At 68.9% G+C, this 17,193-nt stretch carries 14 protein-coding genes and 1 tRNA gene; 7 read left to right on the top strand and 8 right to left on the bottom strand.

Features of this window, described 5'->3' with window-relative positions; genetic code table 11:
• Nucleotides 1–205: 205 nt before the first annotated feature.
• The 3 genes from Z052_RS12330 to Z052_RS12320 form a co-directional block, all read right to left on the bottom strand.
• Nucleotides 206–1,894 (bottom strand): VWA domain-containing protein, encoded by a 1,689-nt coding sequence (locus Z052_RS12330; protein ID WP_099289065.1) that lies wholly within the window; start codon nucleotides 1,892–1,894, stop codon nucleotides 206–208.
• 119 nt (nucleotides 1,895–2,013) lie between these two features.
• Nucleotides 2,014–2,850 carry a SipW-dependent-type signal peptide-containing protein gene (locus Z052_RS12325; protein WP_099289064.1) on the bottom strand — a complete coding sequence of 279 codons (837 nt, stop codon included), beginning with the start codon at nucleotides 2,848–2,850 and terminating at the stop codon, nucleotides 2,014–2,016.
• A 128-nt stretch (nucleotides 2,851–2,978) separates the two neighbouring features.
• Nucleotides 2,979–4,640: a SipW-dependent-type signal peptide and vWA domain-containing protein gene (locus tag Z052_RS12320; RefSeq protein ID WP_099289063.1), complete on the bottom strand. Its 1,662-nt coding sequence runs from the start codon at nucleotides 4,638–4,640 to the stop codon at nucleotides 2,979–2,981.
• A 393-nt stretch (nucleotides 4,641–5,033) separates the two neighbouring features.
• On the opposite strand from Z052_RS12320, the gene Z052_RS12315 reads away from it, so the two are divergent.
• Nucleotides 5,034–5,564, top strand: a complete 531-nt coding sequence (locus tag Z052_RS12315; RefSeq protein WP_099289062.1) for a hypothetical protein — start codon at nucleotides 5,034–5,036, stop codon at nucleotides 5,562–5,564.
• Nucleotides 5,565–5,617: 53 nt separating this feature from the next.
• Here Z052_RS12315 and Z052_RS12310 read toward each other — a convergent pair whose 3' ends face one another.
• Nucleotides 5,618–6,481, bottom strand: coding sequence for a hypothetical protein (locus Z052_RS12310; RefSeq protein ID WP_099289061.1), 864 nt, complete (start codon nucleotides 6,479–6,481; stop codon nucleotides 5,618–5,620).
• Between the two features lie 269 nt (nucleotides 6,482–6,750).
• Here Z052_RS12310 and Z052_RS12305 point away from each other — a divergent pair, with 269 nt between their 5' ends.
• The 4 genes from Z052_RS12305 to azf all read left to right on the top strand — a co-directional run bounded on the left by Z052_RS12305 (nucleotide 6,751) and on the right by azf (nucleotide 11,634).
• Complete coding sequence (locus Z052_RS12305; protein WP_049932185.1) at nucleotides 6,751–7,305, top strand: hypothetical protein; 555 nt, start codon at nucleotides 6,751–6,753, stop codon at nucleotides 7,303–7,305.
• 84 nt (nucleotides 7,306–7,389) lie between these two features.
• Nucleotides 7,390–10,200, top strand: coding sequence for a DNA mismatch repair protein MutS (gene mutS / locus Z052_RS12300; RefSeq protein ID WP_099289060.1), 2,811 nt, complete (start codon nucleotides 7,390–7,392; stop codon nucleotides 10,198–10,200).
• Nucleotides 10,201–10,269: 69 nt separating this feature from the next.
• Nucleotides 10,270–10,620, top strand: a complete 351-nt coding sequence (gene sepF / locus Z052_RS12295; RefSeq protein WP_049932189.1) for a cell division protein SepF — start codon at nucleotides 10,270–10,272, stop codon at nucleotides 10,618–10,620.
• Between the two features lie 120 nt (nucleotides 10,621–10,740).
• Nucleotides 10,741–11,634 carry an NAD-dependent glucose-6-phosphate dehydrogenase Azf gene (gene azf, locus Z052_RS12290; protein ID WP_049932190.1) on the top strand — a complete coding sequence of 298 codons (894 nt, stop codon included), beginning with the start codon at nucleotides 10,741–10,743 and terminating at the stop codon, nucleotides 11,632–11,634.
• A gap of 38 nt (nucleotides 11,635–11,672) precedes the next feature.
• Here azf and Z052_RS12285 read toward each other — a convergent pair whose 3' ends face one another.
• The 3 genes from Z052_RS12285 to Z052_RS20235 form a co-directional block, all read right to left on the bottom strand.
• The gene (locus tag Z052_RS12285) at nucleotides 11,673–12,353 is read right to left on the bottom strand and encodes a hypothetical protein (protein ID WP_099289059.1); all 681 of its coding nucleotides are present in this window, start codon (nucleotides 12,351–12,353) and stop codon (nucleotides 11,673–11,675) included.
• Between the two features lie 107 nt (nucleotides 12,354–12,460).
• A complete protein-coding gene (locus Z052_RS12280; RefSeq protein ID WP_241897935.1) occupies nucleotides 12,461–12,709 on the bottom strand; it encodes a hypothetical protein in 249 nt (82 codons plus the stop codon).
• Between the two features lie 193 nt (nucleotides 12,710–12,902).
• Complete coding sequence (locus Z052_RS20235) at nucleotides 12,903–13,046, bottom strand: hypothetical protein (protein WP_155120041.1); 144 nt, start codon at nucleotides 13,044–13,046, stop codon at nucleotides 12,903–12,905.
• Between the two features lie 152 nt (nucleotides 13,047–13,198).
• On the opposite strand from Z052_RS20235, the gene Z052_RS12275 reads away from it, so the two are divergent.
• Nucleotides 13,199–15,034, top strand: a complete 1,836-nt coding sequence (locus Z052_RS12275) for a cation:proton antiporter (RefSeq protein ID WP_094520578.1) — start codon at nucleotides 13,199–13,201, stop codon at nucleotides 15,032–15,034.
• 336 nt (nucleotides 15,035–15,370) lie between these two features.
• Here Z052_RS12275 and Z052_RS12270 read toward each other — a convergent pair.
• Nucleotides 15,371–15,443 (bottom strand) — tRNA-Arg (locus Z052_RS12270).
• A 246-nt stretch (nucleotides 15,444–15,689) separates the two neighbouring features.
• Between Z052_RS12270 and Z052_RS12265 the strand changes: the two genes are divergently transcribed.
• Entirely contained in the window at nucleotides 15,690–17,180 is a 1,491-nt protein-coding gene (locus Z052_RS12265; protein ID WP_176455048.1) for a single-stranded DNA binding protein, read from the top strand.
• Nucleotides 17,181–17,193 lie beyond the last annotated feature (13 nt).

Below are 17,193 nucleotides of genomic sequence, written 5' to 3'. Positions count from 1 at the left end.
CGGCTCCGAACGGCCGTGTCGTCGATGCGCCCCGCCCTTCGATACCCCTCACCACGCCGACCGCGACCGTATGTATGCGCGCCCTACCCGGCCGGTCCGGTGATCGTACCCGACGGTACGGGCGCCGTACCCGCCTCTGGTCGTCCGGTTTGACAGCTGTCCCGACTCGTCCCGTCTGCTCGACTGCTCGGGGCGATCCGGACGATCAGGCCGTCTGCTCGGGGCCGGCGCCCTCGTTGTGCCGGCACTGCTCGGTGTAGAATCCGAGGTCGAAGCCGATGGAATCGGATTGGACCTCGTTGTCAACCGACGGCGGAAGCCACCACGCGAACCCGATGTAGTTTGTCGTGAGCGGCTGGTAGCATTCACGGGCGCTGCTGGTCTCCGGATCGTTGAGCTCGTCGAAGGGGGTCGATTCGTCGCCGTCGAGCGGAATCCCGTTGCCCGAGCTAAGATTCGTCAGCGTGTCCAGCAACGAGCCACGGAAGATGACTTCCTCGCCGCCGACCGTGGTGATGAAGCCAACGAGGTCGTTGAGGATCTGGGTAGAGAGTCCGTCGGTGATATTGATCCAGTCACCGCACTGGACCTGCTCCGACATCGTCTTGAGTTCGTCCGCTCCCGTGGTATTCGGCGAAACCGCGAGCAAGCAAGCGTTCTCGTTGTCGATACGGTTGAGTGCGCTGGTGCGTTCCGCGGCCGACCCGTCGTCGTCCTCGTCGGTGATGACGACGAGAATTTTCTTCGCACCCTGTCGCCACGTCAAGTTGTCCAGCGCGAACTCGATCGCTTCCGAAGCGTTCTCCGTCCCGCCCTCGATACTGAAGTTGAAATCCAGCTGACTGGAATCCGTCGTGATGTCTGTCGTTACGATGGTCGGTGTCGAATCACCGTCACCGTTGTCCTCGTACGCGATCAGGCCGAACGCCGCGTCGAGGTTCGAGTTATCGAGTTGGGTTGCGACGTTCCCGATGTTGTTCTCGAGGAACGCCGCCTCGTTTCCCATGCTCCCGGACCGGTCGTGTAGGAACGCGATGTCGACTTTCCCGGAACTGGTCTCCCCGTCGCTGCCGAGCACGTTGTCGCCGTCGTCATACCACAAGACGGTCTGAATTTCGCTCAGCAGTTCCACGTCAGAGTCGAGGATGTCCGAAACCGTGTCGCCGTCAGTGATATCGTACGACTCGTCCGGTGCCCCGGACTCGTCAACGTCGTTCGCTTCGGGCTCCGTGTGTCCGCCTTCCGCAGCCGTGGTGGGCTGACCTTGGAACCACACGTAGCCGGGATTGTCACAGAGGTGGAAACTCAGCGTGAGTTCACCGAAGTCCCCCGGTTTGACGTCCTGAAGGTTGACGAGCGGGAGCGCTGACCCGTCACTGTACGTGTCCGCGTTGTCCGTCCGCAGCGAACCGGCCGCCGTCGGGTCGAGGTCCGCCGAGAGGTCCGCCCCATCGGTACAGACATCGCCGACCGTGACCTCGTTCGTGGTAGCGTCGAACAGGTCCTGACTCCCGTCGCCGTCCGTGTCAGGGTACGACTCGATCGCGGTGTTGTCCATGTACGCGTCGAGGTCCGCCGTCGCGACCCAGACGAGCGGGTTCGCCGGATCCGGAAGTGGTGTGTACGATGTCGTGTCGTCCTCTTCCGGCATCGACCACCTTACCGTCAGCCCGTCTGTCGGGTCCGGGAAACCGTAGTACTGCGGGAAGGAGTAGTGTTCTTCCCAGTCGACCTTGAGGTCGAGAGCGCCCGCAGTGAGCGTGTTGTTGTCGAACGATTCGGTGTCGTTGAAGTACGCGGTCGTACCCAGGCCGGCACCCGCGGAGGCGAGGCCGACGGCACCGAGGCCACCGAGGATCTTACGCCGCGAGAGTCCGATTGTGTCGTCTTTCATGATGTCGTGTCACCTTCCCGAGAAGGGAGGACCCGCCGACGGAATCGAACCGTCGTGCGCGCGCCAGCGCGGGCCGATGCATCCCGGAGGCTGTCCGGGCCGGTATTCGACCGACTGTACTACGAGGAGGTGTTGAACGGGTTGGCGGTGCTGTTCCCGGCGTCGCCGTTGTGCCGCGCCTGCATGGCGACGAACCCGAAGTCCATCTCGAGGGCGTCGGTCTGGATCCAGTTGCCGACCTCGGTCGGGACCTCCCAGTGGATGCAGAGGCAGGGGCCGGCCTGCTCGCTCGCGTCCTCGGACGCGGGGTACGGGTCCACGTTCGCGTCCCGGATCGGGTCGATCAGGAAGCCGGCCTCGAGCTCCGCGGCGAGGTCGGCAAACGTGTAGTCCGACGGGTTGTTGAGGACCGTCTCGTCGGTGCAGGTGATCTCACCGGTCTGTTCGTCGACAGCGATGCCGCTCGCGTACGAGACGGTGACCAGGATATTTTCGCTCAGCTCACCCGCTCCCGCTCCGTCGTTCGAACCGCCGATGCTCCCGCCCGAAGAATTGTCAACCGGCGCCATCTCGGGCTCGGGCTGGCCGTTCTCGTAATCCGTGACGCCGTTCTCGCTCCCGATCCAGAGGTATCCGGGATTGTCGACGATCTTCGGACAGAACGCCAACGTCCCGCTGTCGCCGGGCTTCACGTCGCCGACGCTGAAGTCGTAGCTCTCCGTGTTACCGTCCATCTCACCCGCGGTCGCGCTCGAACCGTAGCTCCCCTGGTCGACGTAGGTGGCCCAGTCGACGATGAGGTTGAGCTCGCCCGCAGTGAGCGTGTTGTTCTCGAACGTCTCCGTGTCGTTGAAGTACGCCGTGGTGCCGAGGCCCGCGCCAGCGGAGGCCACGCCGACCGCTCCGAGTCCGACCAGCATCTTGCGCCGCGAGAGTCCGATTGTGTCGTCTTTCATGGTTGTGTATCCCTTATCGGGAACTCCCGGCGGCGGTCGCGAACCGCCGTGTCGGCCGCCCGAAGGCGCCGAACTGGGATGGACGAGCGAGGCTCGTCCGGGGGTCGTTCAGTGGGCTATTCGAGCACCTACTCGGCCTCACAGACGCCGAACGGGCTCTCGTTGTGGCGGGCCTGCTCGGCGCCGAAGCCGATATCGAACACGATCGAGTCGGTCTGGATCTCGTTACCCACTTCCTCGGGGTCGATCGACCACTCGAAGCCGAAGTAGTACGTGGAGCACGCGCTGAACGGCGTCGCGTTCACGTCGGGACAACTGACCGTCGGTCGAGTCTCGTCCGTCGGGGTTCCGCCCTGTTCTGCGGCGTCCGGCTCGTTAAGCGTCAAGAGCGGCTCGGCGTCGAGCAGCAGTCCGTCGGAGCCGAGGAACTCGCTGAGCGTCCCCTCGAACAGGCAGACCTCGCCCGCCTTGTGGAGGGCGATGTGCTGGAACGCGCCGGCCACGTTGTTCGGGACGGTGCCGAAGCTGAGCTTCTCGCGCGGGCCTGCGGTGCCGTTCGCGTCGGAGGCCATCTCGCGGAGCAGCTCCCTCGCTTCGAGGATCGTACTCTCGCTCGTGGCGTCGCCCGGAATCGGCACGAGGTCGTACTGGACGGTGTACACCGTCACGCCCTCGTCTTTCGCTGCCTGTGCCTCGCTCTCGGCGGCGGCGGAGTCGTCCGCGACGCCATCGCCGAGGATCACCATACACTTGCCCTCGGCGTCGCCGCCGTCGAGAACGCTGCGGGCCTCGCTGATACCGTCGGTCATGTTCGTCCCTTCCCGATTCGACGAATCCTCGTCGAAATTCGGGCTGTTCGGGAGCCCTTCGAGGAAAGTCCGGGCACCGTCGTAGTCGGTCCCCAGCGGGACGTCGACCCGACCGTTCCCGCCGAACGTGACTACCGAGATGTTGATCGGGTCTACGGCGTTCACGCTCGCGGCCTCCAGCTGGTCCACGAGGCTGACGGCCCCGTCGACCGCGTCTTGGAGCTTCTGCGGGTCGTACTGATCAGTCGAGCCCTGGAGCGACGGGTCGGTCTCGACCATCGAGTACGAGCGGTCGAAGACGATGACGGTGTCGTGGTCGCCCATCAGCCCCTCGAAGGCGTTGTCGCCGTCGTCGTACCAGAACTTCACGTCGATAGACTCGGCGAGCTCGCCCCCGCCGACGATCGGCTCCTCGCCGTTGTCTTCGAGGCCGTTGTCCTCGCCGTCCGCGCCCGCCTCGGGCTCGGAGACGGTGTTCTCGTCATCCGCGATCAGGTCGCCGCCGACCCTGAGGTAGCCGGGGTTGTCGAACAGGTGCGCGCTGAACGTCACCTCGCCGTGGTCGCCGGGCTTGACGTCGTCGAGCTCGATCAGCGGGCCCGCGAAGTCGTCCGGCAGGTCCGCGAAGTAGTCGTTCTTGTACTCGTCCGTGGCCGCGCGGAGGTCGTACTCATCGTTGTCGATGACCCAGTCCGAGAGGTACTCGCCGAAGTCCGGGATTATGTCTTGGTCGTTGTCACCGTTGGAGTCCGGGTATGCGTTGATCTGTTCGAGCCCGTTCGGGCCCGTGTACGTCTGCTGCCAGTCGAGCAGGAGGTCGAACTGCCCGGCGGTGAGCGTGTTGTCCTCGAACGTCTCGCTGTCGTTGAAGTACGCCGTGGTACCGAGTCCCGCGCCCGCGGACGCGACGCCGACCGCGCCGAGGCCCGCGAGCACCTTGCGCCGCGAGAGTCCGATTCTGTCGTTTGTGTCTTGGCTCATGGTTTCTCCCCCGACTCGCCCCCCGTCCGCGCTGGGCTGACCGAATCGGTTACTTCCCCCTCCGAGGGACACCCACCTAGTTACGCGCTCCCATGTCACCGTCGAACGTCCGATTCCAACCGATAGAACGTCTCACGCCGCGGGTCAAAGGATCCGTTCGACCGGCGGTCCGGCGCCCCTACTCCGGAGGATATTGCCGGTAGGTCTCCCGTACCGCCGCCGCCGAACGCGGCACGGAGACCGTACTTGTCGGGTCGGATCCGACAGGGACGCCGTACTTTCGCCCCTCGATCGGCGGCTCCCACGGGTAGCGAGCGCATACATATACACTCATCTGACGCAGTAGGGACAGAACTCGGACGCCGCCGAGCGCGGCCTTCGGATCCCTACCTCATGAAACTTCGCAACGACGTGCTTCCGGCCGAACAGGTGTACGCCATCCTCGCGAACGAGCGCCGACGGCGCGCGATCGAACAGCTCAGCTCCGTCGGCGGGACGGTCTCGGTCAACGAGCTGTCGACGCTCGTCGCCGGTCGCGAGACCGGTGAGAGCCCCCCGCCGAAGCGCTGCCGCGAGAGCGTGTACACGTCGCTGGTCCAGACGCACCTCCCGAAGCTGGCGGACGCGGGCGTGATAACGTACGACCGCGAGTCGCAGACAATCGAGCTCTCGCGACGCGCGCGAGACGTGCGGCTCTACACGGAGATCCTCGCGCCCGGCGGCGCGACGTGGTCGGAGCTGTACCGCGCGCTCGCCGTGGGCTCGCTGCTCGTCGTGCTCGCGGCGCTCCTCGACCTCCCGCTCGTGTCGGCCGTCGACCCAGTGCTGTGGACCAGCCTCGCGCTCGGCGCCTTCGCCGCCGCCAGCGCCGTCCAGCTGTGGGTCAACCGCTTCTCGGTGCTGCGGCAGCTTCGGCTCCGGTGACCGGGCTCGAAAAACAGGCCCTCTCGGTTTTCGATCGCCGTCCGTTTTATATTCTACCCGTCGGCGGCCGCGAGCGACGGCGGCAGCCGAAGCTCGAACAGCCGCGCGTCACAGCCCGCACACCGTCCGGCGACGGCGTCGTAGCTGGAACAGCAGGACTCGACGACGCGCTCTTCGAGCGCCACGTCCCCGGCGCACGACGGACACTCCGCGACGAACAGCCGGAGGGCGCCGAGGACCGCGCTCCGCTCGGCGAGCGGGCGATCCGCCCAGTCGCCGTCGAGCCCCGTCAGCACGCGGTCGGCCGCGGCGTCGGCCCGGAACGCCGGCCGCGACTCCCAGTGACCGATCCGCTCCTCGCCGGCGTACGCGAACCCCGCGCCGCCCCGCCAGTCGATTGAGAGTTCGTGCCGGTCGAGTCCGGTGAGCGCCGCGAGCGCCGCGAGGTCGTCGCGGTCGGTCCGTCTCCCCTCGTCGGGCGTCGCTCCCGCCCCGTCCTCGGCCGCCGCCCGCCACGACGCGGCGAAGTCGGGGGCGAACGCGAAGTCGTCGCCCGCGGGCGTCTCGACGAGGACGCCCGCGTCGAGGAGGTACGTTTCGGGGTCTACCTCACCGACGCCCAGCCCGCGGGGCTCGGCGTTGCCGGGCGCCTTGCCGAACAGCGCGAGCGCCCGCTCCGGGAGGTAGCGCTTCGTGAGTTCCGGCGTCCCGGGAACGAGGTACCCGCGGAGCCAGATGGCTCCGAGCGCGCCGCCGAACCCGACCGCCCCGAGTAGCGGCGCGCCCACCGCGGCCACCGCTCCCGCCCCGGCCGCCGCGATGCCGACGTTGACGGCCGTACAGGGGAGACACCGGTTCGCACCGGTGTACTCCGGCTGCCGGAGGCGACCGACGACCGAGTCTCGTGACACGTTCATGCTGATCCGAACGCGACGCACCGACCTATGTATGCGCCGCCTACCGCATCCGACGCGGGCTCTCCGGCCCACAACATCGTTACAGCGCCCGGACAAATCCACTTGTATCGATGTGATGAACTGTGTCGGAGACGCCAAGAACGCCCGAAGTACGGCGAGTGTGTACGCTTCTGTTCGGGCGAATCTTCCGGGGACCGGCTCTAGTGGGTACAATGCGAAGTGATATATCCTCCCATGATATCCGTACTCTCATTCGGCATGTATGAGCTATGACACCACAACTCGCCAAGCAAGCGGCGTCGTCGGACACCGACGGTGAGGGCCCCTCGCGCGACGAGGTGTTCACCGCGCTGAGCAATCGGCGGCGTCGCAACGTGATCAAGTACCTGAAGACCAACGGCACCGAGGCGCGCGTCAGGGATATCGCCGAGCAGCTGGCCGCGTGGGAGAACGACGTCGAGATTCCGGCGGTGACGTACAAGCAGCGCAAGCGCGTGTACACCGCGCTCCACCAGTCGCACCTGCCGAAGCTGGCGGCGAGCGGGTTCATCGACTACGAGTCGGACCGGGGGCTGGTGTCGCTCACCGAGGAGAGCCGACAGCTGGAGGTGTACCTGGAGATCGTCTCGGAGAACGAGATCCTCTGGGCCGAGTACTACGCGGGGCTCGCGGTCGTCTGCGGACTGCTGGCGACGGCGGGGTGGACCGGGACCGCCCCGTTCGGCGCAGTCTCCGGGTACGCGTACGCGGCGCTCTTCACGCTCGTGTTCGGGGCGTCCGGGATCGCTCACCGGGCGTCGACGAAGCGGAACCGGCTGGGATGACGGCGCGCCGGCGCGCGGCGGGGCTCGGGCCGACCGGACGGACACCCGCAGGGTTTTAGCCGCGCACGGCGGGAGTAGAGACATATGGCAACGGGGATCGTCGGGGAGTTCCTCGATCTCAAGGCGGAGACGGACGCGGACGTCCTCGCGATGCAGTGCGGCGACTTCTACGAGTTCTTTGCGGACGACGCGGAGTTGGTCGCCGACGAGCTCGATCTGTCGATCTCGCAGAAGTCCTCCCACGGCTCGTCGTACCCGATGGCGGGCGTGCCCCTCTCGGAGCTGACGCCGTACGTGAACGCCTTGGTCGAGCGCGGCTACCGGGTCGCGGTCGCGGACCAGTACGAGACCGAGGGCGGCGACCACGCCCGCGAGATCGTCCGCGTCGTCACGCCGGGCACGGTGTTGGAGACGAGCGACGACGACGCGCGCTACCTCGCGGCGGTCGTCCGCGAGGAGGACGGGCGCGGCGCGACCGCGGACGCCGATGCCGACGGCCCCTACGGGCTCGCGTTCGCCGACGTGACCACGGGGCGGTTCCTCGCCACGACCGTCGACGACGGGGGCGACCTGCGCGCGGAGCTGTACCGGTTCGACCCGGCCGAGGTGCTGCCCGGTCCGCAGGTCCGGAACGACGACGGCCTGCTCGGGGCGGTCCGCGAGGACCTCTCGGGACGCGTCACCGCCTTCGACGCGGAGGCGTTCGCGGCCGGGCGCGCGGAACACGCGGTGCGCGAGCAGTTCGGCCGCGAGACGACCGACAGCGTCGGGCTCGACTCGACGCTCGCCGTCCGCGCCGCGGGCGCGGTCCTTTCGTACGTCGAGGAGACGGGGGCGGGCGTGTTGGCCTCGATGACCCGCCTGACGGCGTACGGCGCGGACGACCGCGTCGACGTGGACGCGACCACGCAGCGCAACCTCGAGATCACGGAGACGATGCGGGGCGACGCCGACGGCTCGCTGTTCGACACGGTGGACCACACACTCACGGCCGCCGGCGGGCGGCTACTCCGCGAGTGGCTCACCCGGCCGCGACGTGACCGCGAGACGCTCGACGACCGGCTCGACGCGGTCGAGGCGCTGGCGTCCGCGGCGCTCACGCGCGACCGGCTCCGCGAGGTGCTCGGCGACGCGTACGACCTCGAACGGCTCGCGGCGCGCACGACGAGCGGGAGCGCGGGCGCGCGCGAACTGCTCTCGATCCGCGACACGCTCGCGCTGCTGCCCGCCCTCGCGGACGCGCTCGACGACACCGCCCTCGCCGACTCGCCCGCGGCCGCCGTGCTCGGTAGGGTCGACCGCGACCGCGCGGCCGCGCTCCGGGAAGAGCTCGCCGACGCCCTCGCCGAGGATCCGCCCAAGGCGAAGACGAGCGGCGGACTCCTGAAGCGCGGCTACGACGACGAACTCGACGACCTGATCGACCGCCACGAGGGCGTGAACTCGTGGCTCGACGGGCTCGCGGAGCGCGAGAAGCGAGAGCACGGGCTCAGCCACGTCACCGTCGACCGCAACAAGACGGACGGCTACTACATTCAGGTCGGCAAGTCGGTCGCCGATCAGGTGCCCGAGCACTACCGCGAGATCAAGACGCTGAAGAACTCGAAGCGGTTCGTCACCGACGAGCTCGCGGAGAAGGAGCGGGAGGTCCTCCGCCTGGAGGAGGCCCGCGGCGAGCTGGAGTACGAGCTGTTCGAGGAGCTCCGCGAGCGCGTCGCCGAGCGCGCGGAACTGCTTCAGGACGCCGGGCGCGCCGTCGCCGAACTCGACGCGCTCGCCTCGCTTGCGACCCATGCCGCGCGTCGCGACTGGACGCGCCCGGAGCTGACGACGGAGCGCCGGCTCGACGTGGAGGCCGGCCGCCACCCCGTCGTCGAGGGGACGACCGACTTCGTCCCGAACGACCTGCGGCTCGACGCCGACCGCGGCTTCCTCATCGTCACTGGCCCGAACATGAGCGGCAAGTCGACGTACATGCGGCAGGCTGCGCTGATCCAGCTGCTCGCGCAGGCGGGCTCGTTCGTCCCCGCGCGAGCCGCCGAGGTGGGGCTCGTCGACGGCATCTACACGCGCGTCGGCGCGCTCGACGAGCTGGCGCAGGGTCGATCGACGTTCATGGTGGAGATGCAGGAGCTGTCGAACATCCTCCACTCGGCCACCGAGGACTCGCTGGTCATCCTCGACGAGGTCGGCCGCGGCACCGCCACCTACGACGGCATCTCCATCGCGTGGGCCGCGACCGAGTACCTCCACAACGAGGTCCGCGCGCGCACCCTTTTCGCCACCCACTACCACGAGCTGACGACGCTCGCCGACCACCTTCCGCGCGTCGAGAACGTCCACGTCGCCGTCGACGAGCGCGACGGCGAGGTGACGTTCCTCCGCACCGTCCGGGACGGCCCGACCAACCGCTCGTACGGCGTCCACGTCGCCGACCTCGCCGGCGTCCCGGACCCCGTCGTCTCCCGCTCGGACGAGGTCCTCGACCGGCTCCGCGAGGAGAAGGCGATCGAGGCCCGCGGCTCGCGGACCGGGAGAAACGGGAGCCGCAGGGGCGCCGGCGGCGACGGCGAAGGCGGCACCCAGCAGGTCGTGTTCGACCTCTCGTCCGGGTCGTTCTCGGACGCGTCCGACGCCGACGGGGAAACGGGAGCGGACGCCCAGCCCTCGAACGCGCGTCGGAACGGAGGCAATTCCGCGGACACGTCGGTCGAATCCGGCGGCTCCGGCGGCGCTGCGAAGACCGCAGCGACCGGATCCGACGCCGAGGCGGCCGAGCGGCTCGACGCCGAGACCCGCGCCGTGATCGAGGAGCTGAGCGACGTCGACGTCGCGGAGACGCCCCCGGTGGAGCTGCTCTCGCAGGTCCAAGAGTGGCAGGAGCGACTCGACTGAGGCCGCGTCCGCTCGCCGGGGGGTGCGTCTGACGTAAGAACTAATGTCCGACCTCGTCGTGTGGTGTGTATGGGCATCATGAGCAAGATCCTCGGCGGGGGTGGGAGCCGCTCCGTCGACGACTACGTCGAACTCGACGCGGACGACTTCGCCGACGCGCACGCGGAAACGGACACGCAGGTACACTTCGCGGAGATCGCCGACCAGAGCGACGTCATCCCGATCAAGGACGCGGTGTACGACGGCGACTTCGTCATCGCCGACATCACCCGCCACTCCACGTCGGACCGGACGATAGAACACGTCTACGACGAGCTCCGGCAGGTCGTCCAGGAGGTCGACGGCGACATCGTCCAGAAGGGCGACGACCAGATCATCGTCACCCCCACCGGCGTCAAGGTCTCGCGGCAGAAGCTATAGGCGCGCCCTCCCGACCGCTCGTCCCCGTTTTCCTCTCGTGACCCCGGCCTCGCGGCCGGCATTCGGGCGTACCGGTCGAACCGTGTCATATATGCCGTTCTCCCGCCCACGTAGAGTCGAATGGACGAGCCGGTACTGCTGACGGGCGCCGGCGGACGGGTGGGACAGGCCATCCTCCGCGGTATCGGCGACGACTACGACTGGCGGCTCCTCGACCGCGAGCCGCTCCCGGCGGCGAAGGTGCCCGACGGGGTCACCGACGCCGACCGGTACGTCGCCGACATCACCGACGAGCGCGCCGTCCGCGAGGCGATCGCCGACGTCGGCGCGGTGATCCACCTCGCCGGCGACCCGCGGAAGACGGCGCCGTGGGACTCCGTCCTCCGGAACAACATCGACGGGACGCAGGTCGTGATGCGCGCCGCCGCCGAGGCCGGCGTCGAGAAGTTCGCGTTCGCCTCCTCGAACCACGCCGTCGGCGGCTACGAGACCGACGAGCGGACGCCCGACCTGTACCGCCCCGAAGACGAGTACCGGCTCGACGGGAGCGAACTCCCGCGCCCCGGCAACCTCTACGGCGTCTCGAAGGCGGCCGGCGAGTCGCTCGGCCGCTTCTACCACGACGAGTTCGACATGAGCGTCGTCTGCGTCCGCATCGGGAACCTCACCAAGGACCACCCGCCCCGCGAGTACGAGCGGGGGCAGGCGATGTGGCTCTCGCACCGTGACTGCGCGCACCTGTTCGACCGCTGTCTCCGGGCGACGTACGGCTACGAGGTCGTGTACGGCATCTCGGACAACGACCGGCGCTACTACTCCATCGAGCGAGCCCGCGAGGCGCTGGGCTACGACCCCGCGGACAACTCGGGCGACTATACCTTCGAGGGCGAACCCAAGCCGGACCGCGACACCGAGACGAACGGCGGCCGCTACGCCGCCGGCGCGGACGCCGCCGACGCGCCCGCTGAGCCCAACTTCCCGGCTGACCCGGACGCGCCGAGCGACGACGCCTGAGCGGCCGCCGCCGGCCGCCCTCGCGCCGGACCGCGCCGCTAGAACAGGTCCTCCACGTCCCGCCGCTTCCGCTCTTCTCGCTCCACGTGGTCGCCCAGTCGCGCGGCCACCTGCGGCCGCGCGTCCGGCGTCCGCAGGTACGCGAGCAGCAGTTCGGCGAACTTGGTCCGCCCGGTCCCGCGCTCCGCGGACGCGAACTCGGCCGCGGTCGCGAGCGTCGCCGCGTCGCCCGGCTCGCCCGTCGCCGCGAGCGCCGGCACCGCGAGACCCACCGCCCCGAGCGACAGATCGCCGAACGTCGGCGTCTCGCCGTCGACGCGGATCCGCGGCGGCGTCGCCGGCCCCGTCGCCTCTGGCGCCTCGGCGAGCCGCTCAGCCCACTCCCGGACGGGGGCCATCGCGACCCCCAGCGAGTCGGAGTCCGCCGTCAGCGCCGTGACGGCGTCCGCCGCGCGCTCGGAAGCGCCCGGCTCGTCGCCGTCGGTCGCGCGGTGCGTCGCCGTCGCGGTCGCGGTCAGCCCCCGAAGCAGTCGCTCGGCGTCCTCCGGTCGCTCTGCGTCTTCCCCGCCGCCGTCATCGATCGACGCCCCCGCCGCTTCCCAGACGTGACGCGCCGCGAGGGGATGCCCCTCGTTGAACAGCGCGGCGCCGGCGACGACGCGATCGCGATGGACGGCGTCCCCGCGGTCGCTCCGTGCCTCCGAGTCGCGGTCGCTCACGCGTCGCGGTCGGTGGCGGCGAGTGATAAATGTCGAGTTCCGCGAACGGCTCGGGGGAGGGCGGAGCGTCAGCGGGAGGCGGAGGGTTCGTGCGTCAGTGGGGTCGGTCAGGTCTCTCGGATGCTCGCGTCGTCGGCCGGGAGGCGGAGCGTCCGGCCGACCGCGCTCGGATACCGTCGGTGGAGCGCCGCGCCGACGACCGCGCCGGCGAGGGCCGCCAGCGCGACCGCGGCCGCGATCGGAAACGCGAGGACCCCGACCACCACGGCCGGCAGCGCCGCCAAGGCGATCGTCGCGCCGAGCGACGGGAGGGACTCGGTCGGGTGCGGGCACGCGTACAGGTCGGGGCGAACCATGCGTCTGGAGGGGGGTCGATCTGCTGTCATCGTCGGATTGGGGTGTGGTGCGAGGCGTGCGCCTCGCGGTCGGCGTCAGTTCGGCCGCCGGAGACCGCACCGCGCGGTCGGAGGGCGACGGATCGGTGTCGAGAGCAGTCCGGTAGAAGCGGTCGCTCGCGTCGGCAGCGAGCGGGCCGCCCCCGCGTCGGGGTCACGCGGCGACGGCACCGAGGAGAGCGGCGACCGGCCCGCGGACCCGTTTCCGGACGCTCCAGCGGGGGGCGAACGTCGGAATGGGGTCGCGGACGGTCATGGATTCGACCCGGCGGTGGGGACCGACCGGGCGTACGTTCACCGTGTGACGGAACCGGATTAATAGTTTCCCGTGTGTGGAAACCAATGTCGTGGCCGGTCTCCGCCACTCCGCTCGGCGTCGGCGGATCCACCAGTACACTAACCACGTGGGGGGTCGTACTGTCGATCGACGTGTCCAGTAGTCTACTCCCAGTGATCGCGGTGATTCTCGTCTCGGGGCTCGCGGTCCAGCTGCTCGCTCACCGGCTCCGGGTGCCGAGCGTCATCTTCTACCTCGCAATCGGCGTGGTGCTCGGACCCGAGCTGCTCGGCCTCGTCACGCTGGAGACGTTCGGTGAGGGGCTGGAGATCATCGTCGGACTCAGTGTCGCGATCATCGTCTTCGAGGGGGCGTTCGCGCTCCGGATCGACCGGATCCGCCGCGCGTCGACGGTGTCGCTCCGGCTGGTGACGATCAGCGCGGTCGTGATGTTCCTCGGCACCGCGGCGGCGGTCCGCGCGTTCACGGACGGCACGTGGGAGATCGCGCTGCTGATCGGCGCGCTGCTGGTGGCGACCGGCCCGACCGTCATCACGCCGATCCTCAACGTGGTCCGGGTGCGGGACCACGTCGCGACCGCGCTGGAGACGGAGGGGATCGTCAACGACGTGACGGCCGCGATCGTCGCGGTCGTCATCTTCGAGACGCTGCTGCTCGATGACCTCGGCGTCCCCGCGACGGTGCTCTCGTTCCTCCAGCGGTTCGGCGTCGGGGTCGCCGCGGGGCTGCTCGCCACGGGGATCATCTACCTGTTACTGGACAGCGACATCGTCCCCGAACGCGACGTACAGGCGTCGCAGTTCCTCGTGCTGTCGGCCGCGATCGGCTCGTTCGCGGCCGCCGAGGCCGTCGCCGCGGAGGCGGGCATCGCGGCGGCGGCGACGAGCGGGACCCTCCTCGGGAACCTCGGGATCGACAACCGCGAGGAGATAGAGACGTTCGCGGAGAACACCACCACGATCGTCTTATCCTTCGTCTTCATCTCGCTCGCCGCGCTGATCGACGTCGAGGCGATCGCCGGCCTCGGGGTCGGCGTGATCGCGATCGTCGCCGTCATCATGCTCGTCTTGCGACCCCTCGGTGCGTTCCTCGCGACGTTCGGCGTCGAGCGGTTCACCCGCCCGGAGCGCCTGTTCATCGCGACCGTCGGGCCGCGGGGGATCATCCCGGCGAGCGTGGCGACGCTGTTCGCCATCGAGTTGGAGCTCGCTGGCAGCATCGCCGCCGGCGAACTGCTCGTCGGCACGGTGTTCGCGGTCATCTTCGCGACGGTCCTCGTCGAGGCGGGGTTCGCGCGGCAGATCGGAGAGTTTCTCGGAGTGTCACCAATGCGCACGATAATCATCGGCGGGGGCCGGGTCGGTCAGGCGCTCGCCACGCGACTGGAGAACAGGGGCGAGTACGTCGTCGTCGTCGAGACGGACCCGGACGTCGCCGAACGGGCGCGCGCAGAGGGGTTCACCGTCTACGAGGGGGACGGCAGTGACACGGAGGCGCTTCGCGCCGCCGACATCGACGACGCGAAGCGGTTCATCACGACGACGGCCGACGACGACATCAATCTCCTCGCGTGCCAGCTCGCCATCACCAAGTTCGACGTTGAGTCCGTCTACTCACGGGTGAACGACCCGGACAACGTCGACGCCTTCGACAGCATCGGCGTCACCGGCATCGACGCCACGACGGCGACCGCGGCGGCCATCGACGACGAGATAGAACGCCCCGCGCTCACCCACTGGATGAACGAGCTCGGCGACAGCCACGACGTTCAGGAGGTTGAGGTGACCTCTCGCGAATTGGCGGGGAAGAGCATCCGCGACCTCAACGCGCGGATCCCGGACGACACCTTCGTCGCCGTGATCAGCCGCGACGGCGAGAACCGCGTTCCCTCGGCCGACAGCGTCCTCGAAATGGGCGACAGCGTGACGTTCATCGGCGCCACCGACGGGGTCCGCCGAGCGATGGAGCGGTTCCACCCGCACGATTAACAGCTCGGTCAGATCGCCCGTGGAGTGAGGGTGACCGGTTCTGAGCCCCAGTCGCGGGGGCGACATACTCTCCACTGCGCCCGTCGTTTGGTGTGGCCGAAACGTCTCGACGGAGTCCGACGCGAGTGAAACAAGCGTCGGGCACGTCGGGACCGAACGCAGCCGCTGCCGAACGAAGTGAGGCAGCCGCAAAGTGAGCGTCCTGACGGAGATTTGAACTCGGAAAGCCGTTCGGCCTCGCTTCGCTCGGCCGCTGCGACTTTCCTGCTCAAATCTTCGCGGAGTTTTCGGACACACGCACGGCTCGCTACGCTCGCCGTTTGGTTTGTCCGAAAACGTCCTGACGGAGATTTGAACTCCGGTCCCTGGCTCCGCAAGCCAAGAGGATAGTCCACTACCCTACCAGGACTCATCTCTACGTATCGCGGTGGAACTTAAGACGGTTACGGTCCGGCGGCCGCGTGCCTGCGGTCCGCATACTCCCCGTGCCGGATGAACACCTTTTGTATCGACGGGACCCATGAACGCCCATGAGACGCTTTCGAGCCGCGACCGCGACCCGCTCCGGTCCCCGTGCCGACCGGGGGGTGTCCGGCGCGACCCCCGGCCAACGGCAACGCTTATGCGCGAACCCGTCGACCACGGAGGGACGAGTATGGGCGCCATAGAGGAGGTGTACGAGGACCTCGACACCGACGTCGAGTTCGAGGAGTTCGAGGCCGCCGTCGAGGACAAGGTCGAGCAGATGGGCGGGCTCGCGGACGAGGAGACCGCCGCGATGCTCATCGCACACGAACTGCGCGACGAGGAGGCCGACACCATCGCCGACATCGAACCGGGGATGAACGAAGTGAAGTTCCTCGGCAAGGTGACAGCCATCGGCGAGATCCGGACCTTCGAGCGCGACGACGAGGACGCGGAGGAGGGTCGCGTGTGTAACGTCGATGTCGCCGACGCCTCCGGCTCCGTCCGGGTCGCACTGTGGGACGACATGGCCGCGGCGGCCGAGGAGGAGCTCGAAGTCGGGCAGGTCCTCCGCGTCATGGGCCGTCCCAAGGAGGGGTACAGCGGCCTCGAAGTGAGCGCGGACAAGGTCGAGCCGGACGAGGACGCCGAGGTCGACGTCCAAGTGCTCGACACCTACCGCGTCGAGGACCTGACGCTCGGGGCGTCCGACGTGGACCTCGTGGGGCAGGTGTTAGACACCGACTCGATCCGGACGTTCGACCGCGACGACGGCAGCGAGGGACGCGTCGCCAACCTCACGCTCGGCGACGAGACGGGGCGCGTGCGCGTCACGCTCTGGGACGGGAAGGCCGACCTCGCCGAGGAGTTCGCGGCGGGCGAGGTCGTCGAGGTCGGCGACGGCTACGTCCGCGAGCGCGACGGCGACCTGGAGCTCCACGTCGGCGACCGCGGCACGGTCGAGCGCGTCGACGAGGACGTCGAGTACGTCCCGGAGACCACCGACATCGCCGACCTCGAGATCGGCCAGACCGTCGACATCGGGGGCGGCGTCATCGAGACCGACCCGAAGCGGACGTTCGACCGCGACGACGGCAGCGAGGGACAGGTCCGCAACGTCCGGATCAAAGACGAGACCGGCGAGGTCCGCGTCGCGCTGTGGGGCGACAAGGCCGACCGCGAGATCGAACTGGCCGACCGGGTCGTCTTCACCGACGTCGAGATCCAGGACGGCTGGCAGGACGACCTCGAGGCGTCCGCGAACTGGCGCTCGACCGTCTCCGTCCTCGACGAGGGGAGCGACGCGGCGGCCGGCGTCGCGGGCGGCGCGTCCGGGGCCGGAAGCACCGGGGGCGACGGAGACGGCGGCGGGTCGAACGAAACCGGCCTCGGTGCCTTCTCCGATGACGGAAAGAAGGCGGCGGCCGAGGCCGTCGCCGGTGAGGCCGGCGACGAGGAAGGGAGCGGTGCGAGCGGCGGCGCGGCGACCGCGGCGGCGGAGCGATCGGACGGCGCCGTCGAGTTCACCGGCACGGTCGTCCAGACCGGGGACCCGGTCGTGCTCGACGACGGACAGCAGACGAAATCGGTCGACACCGACGCGAGCCTCCGGCTCGGCGAGGAGATAACCGTCCGCGGCCCGGAGCGCGACGGGACCATCGACGCCGACGACGTCTTCTGACGCGCCCGACCGC

Source organism: Halorubrum sp. C191 (assembly GCF_002727095.1).
In the GTDB taxonomy this organism is placed as follows: domain Archaea; phylum Halobacteriota; class Halobacteria; order Halobacteriales; family Haloferacaceae; genus Halorubrum; species Halorubrum ezzemoulense.
The sequence above is the reverse complement of the archived record's forward strand: the minus strand, read 5'-3'. Positions and strand labels throughout refer to the sequence as shown.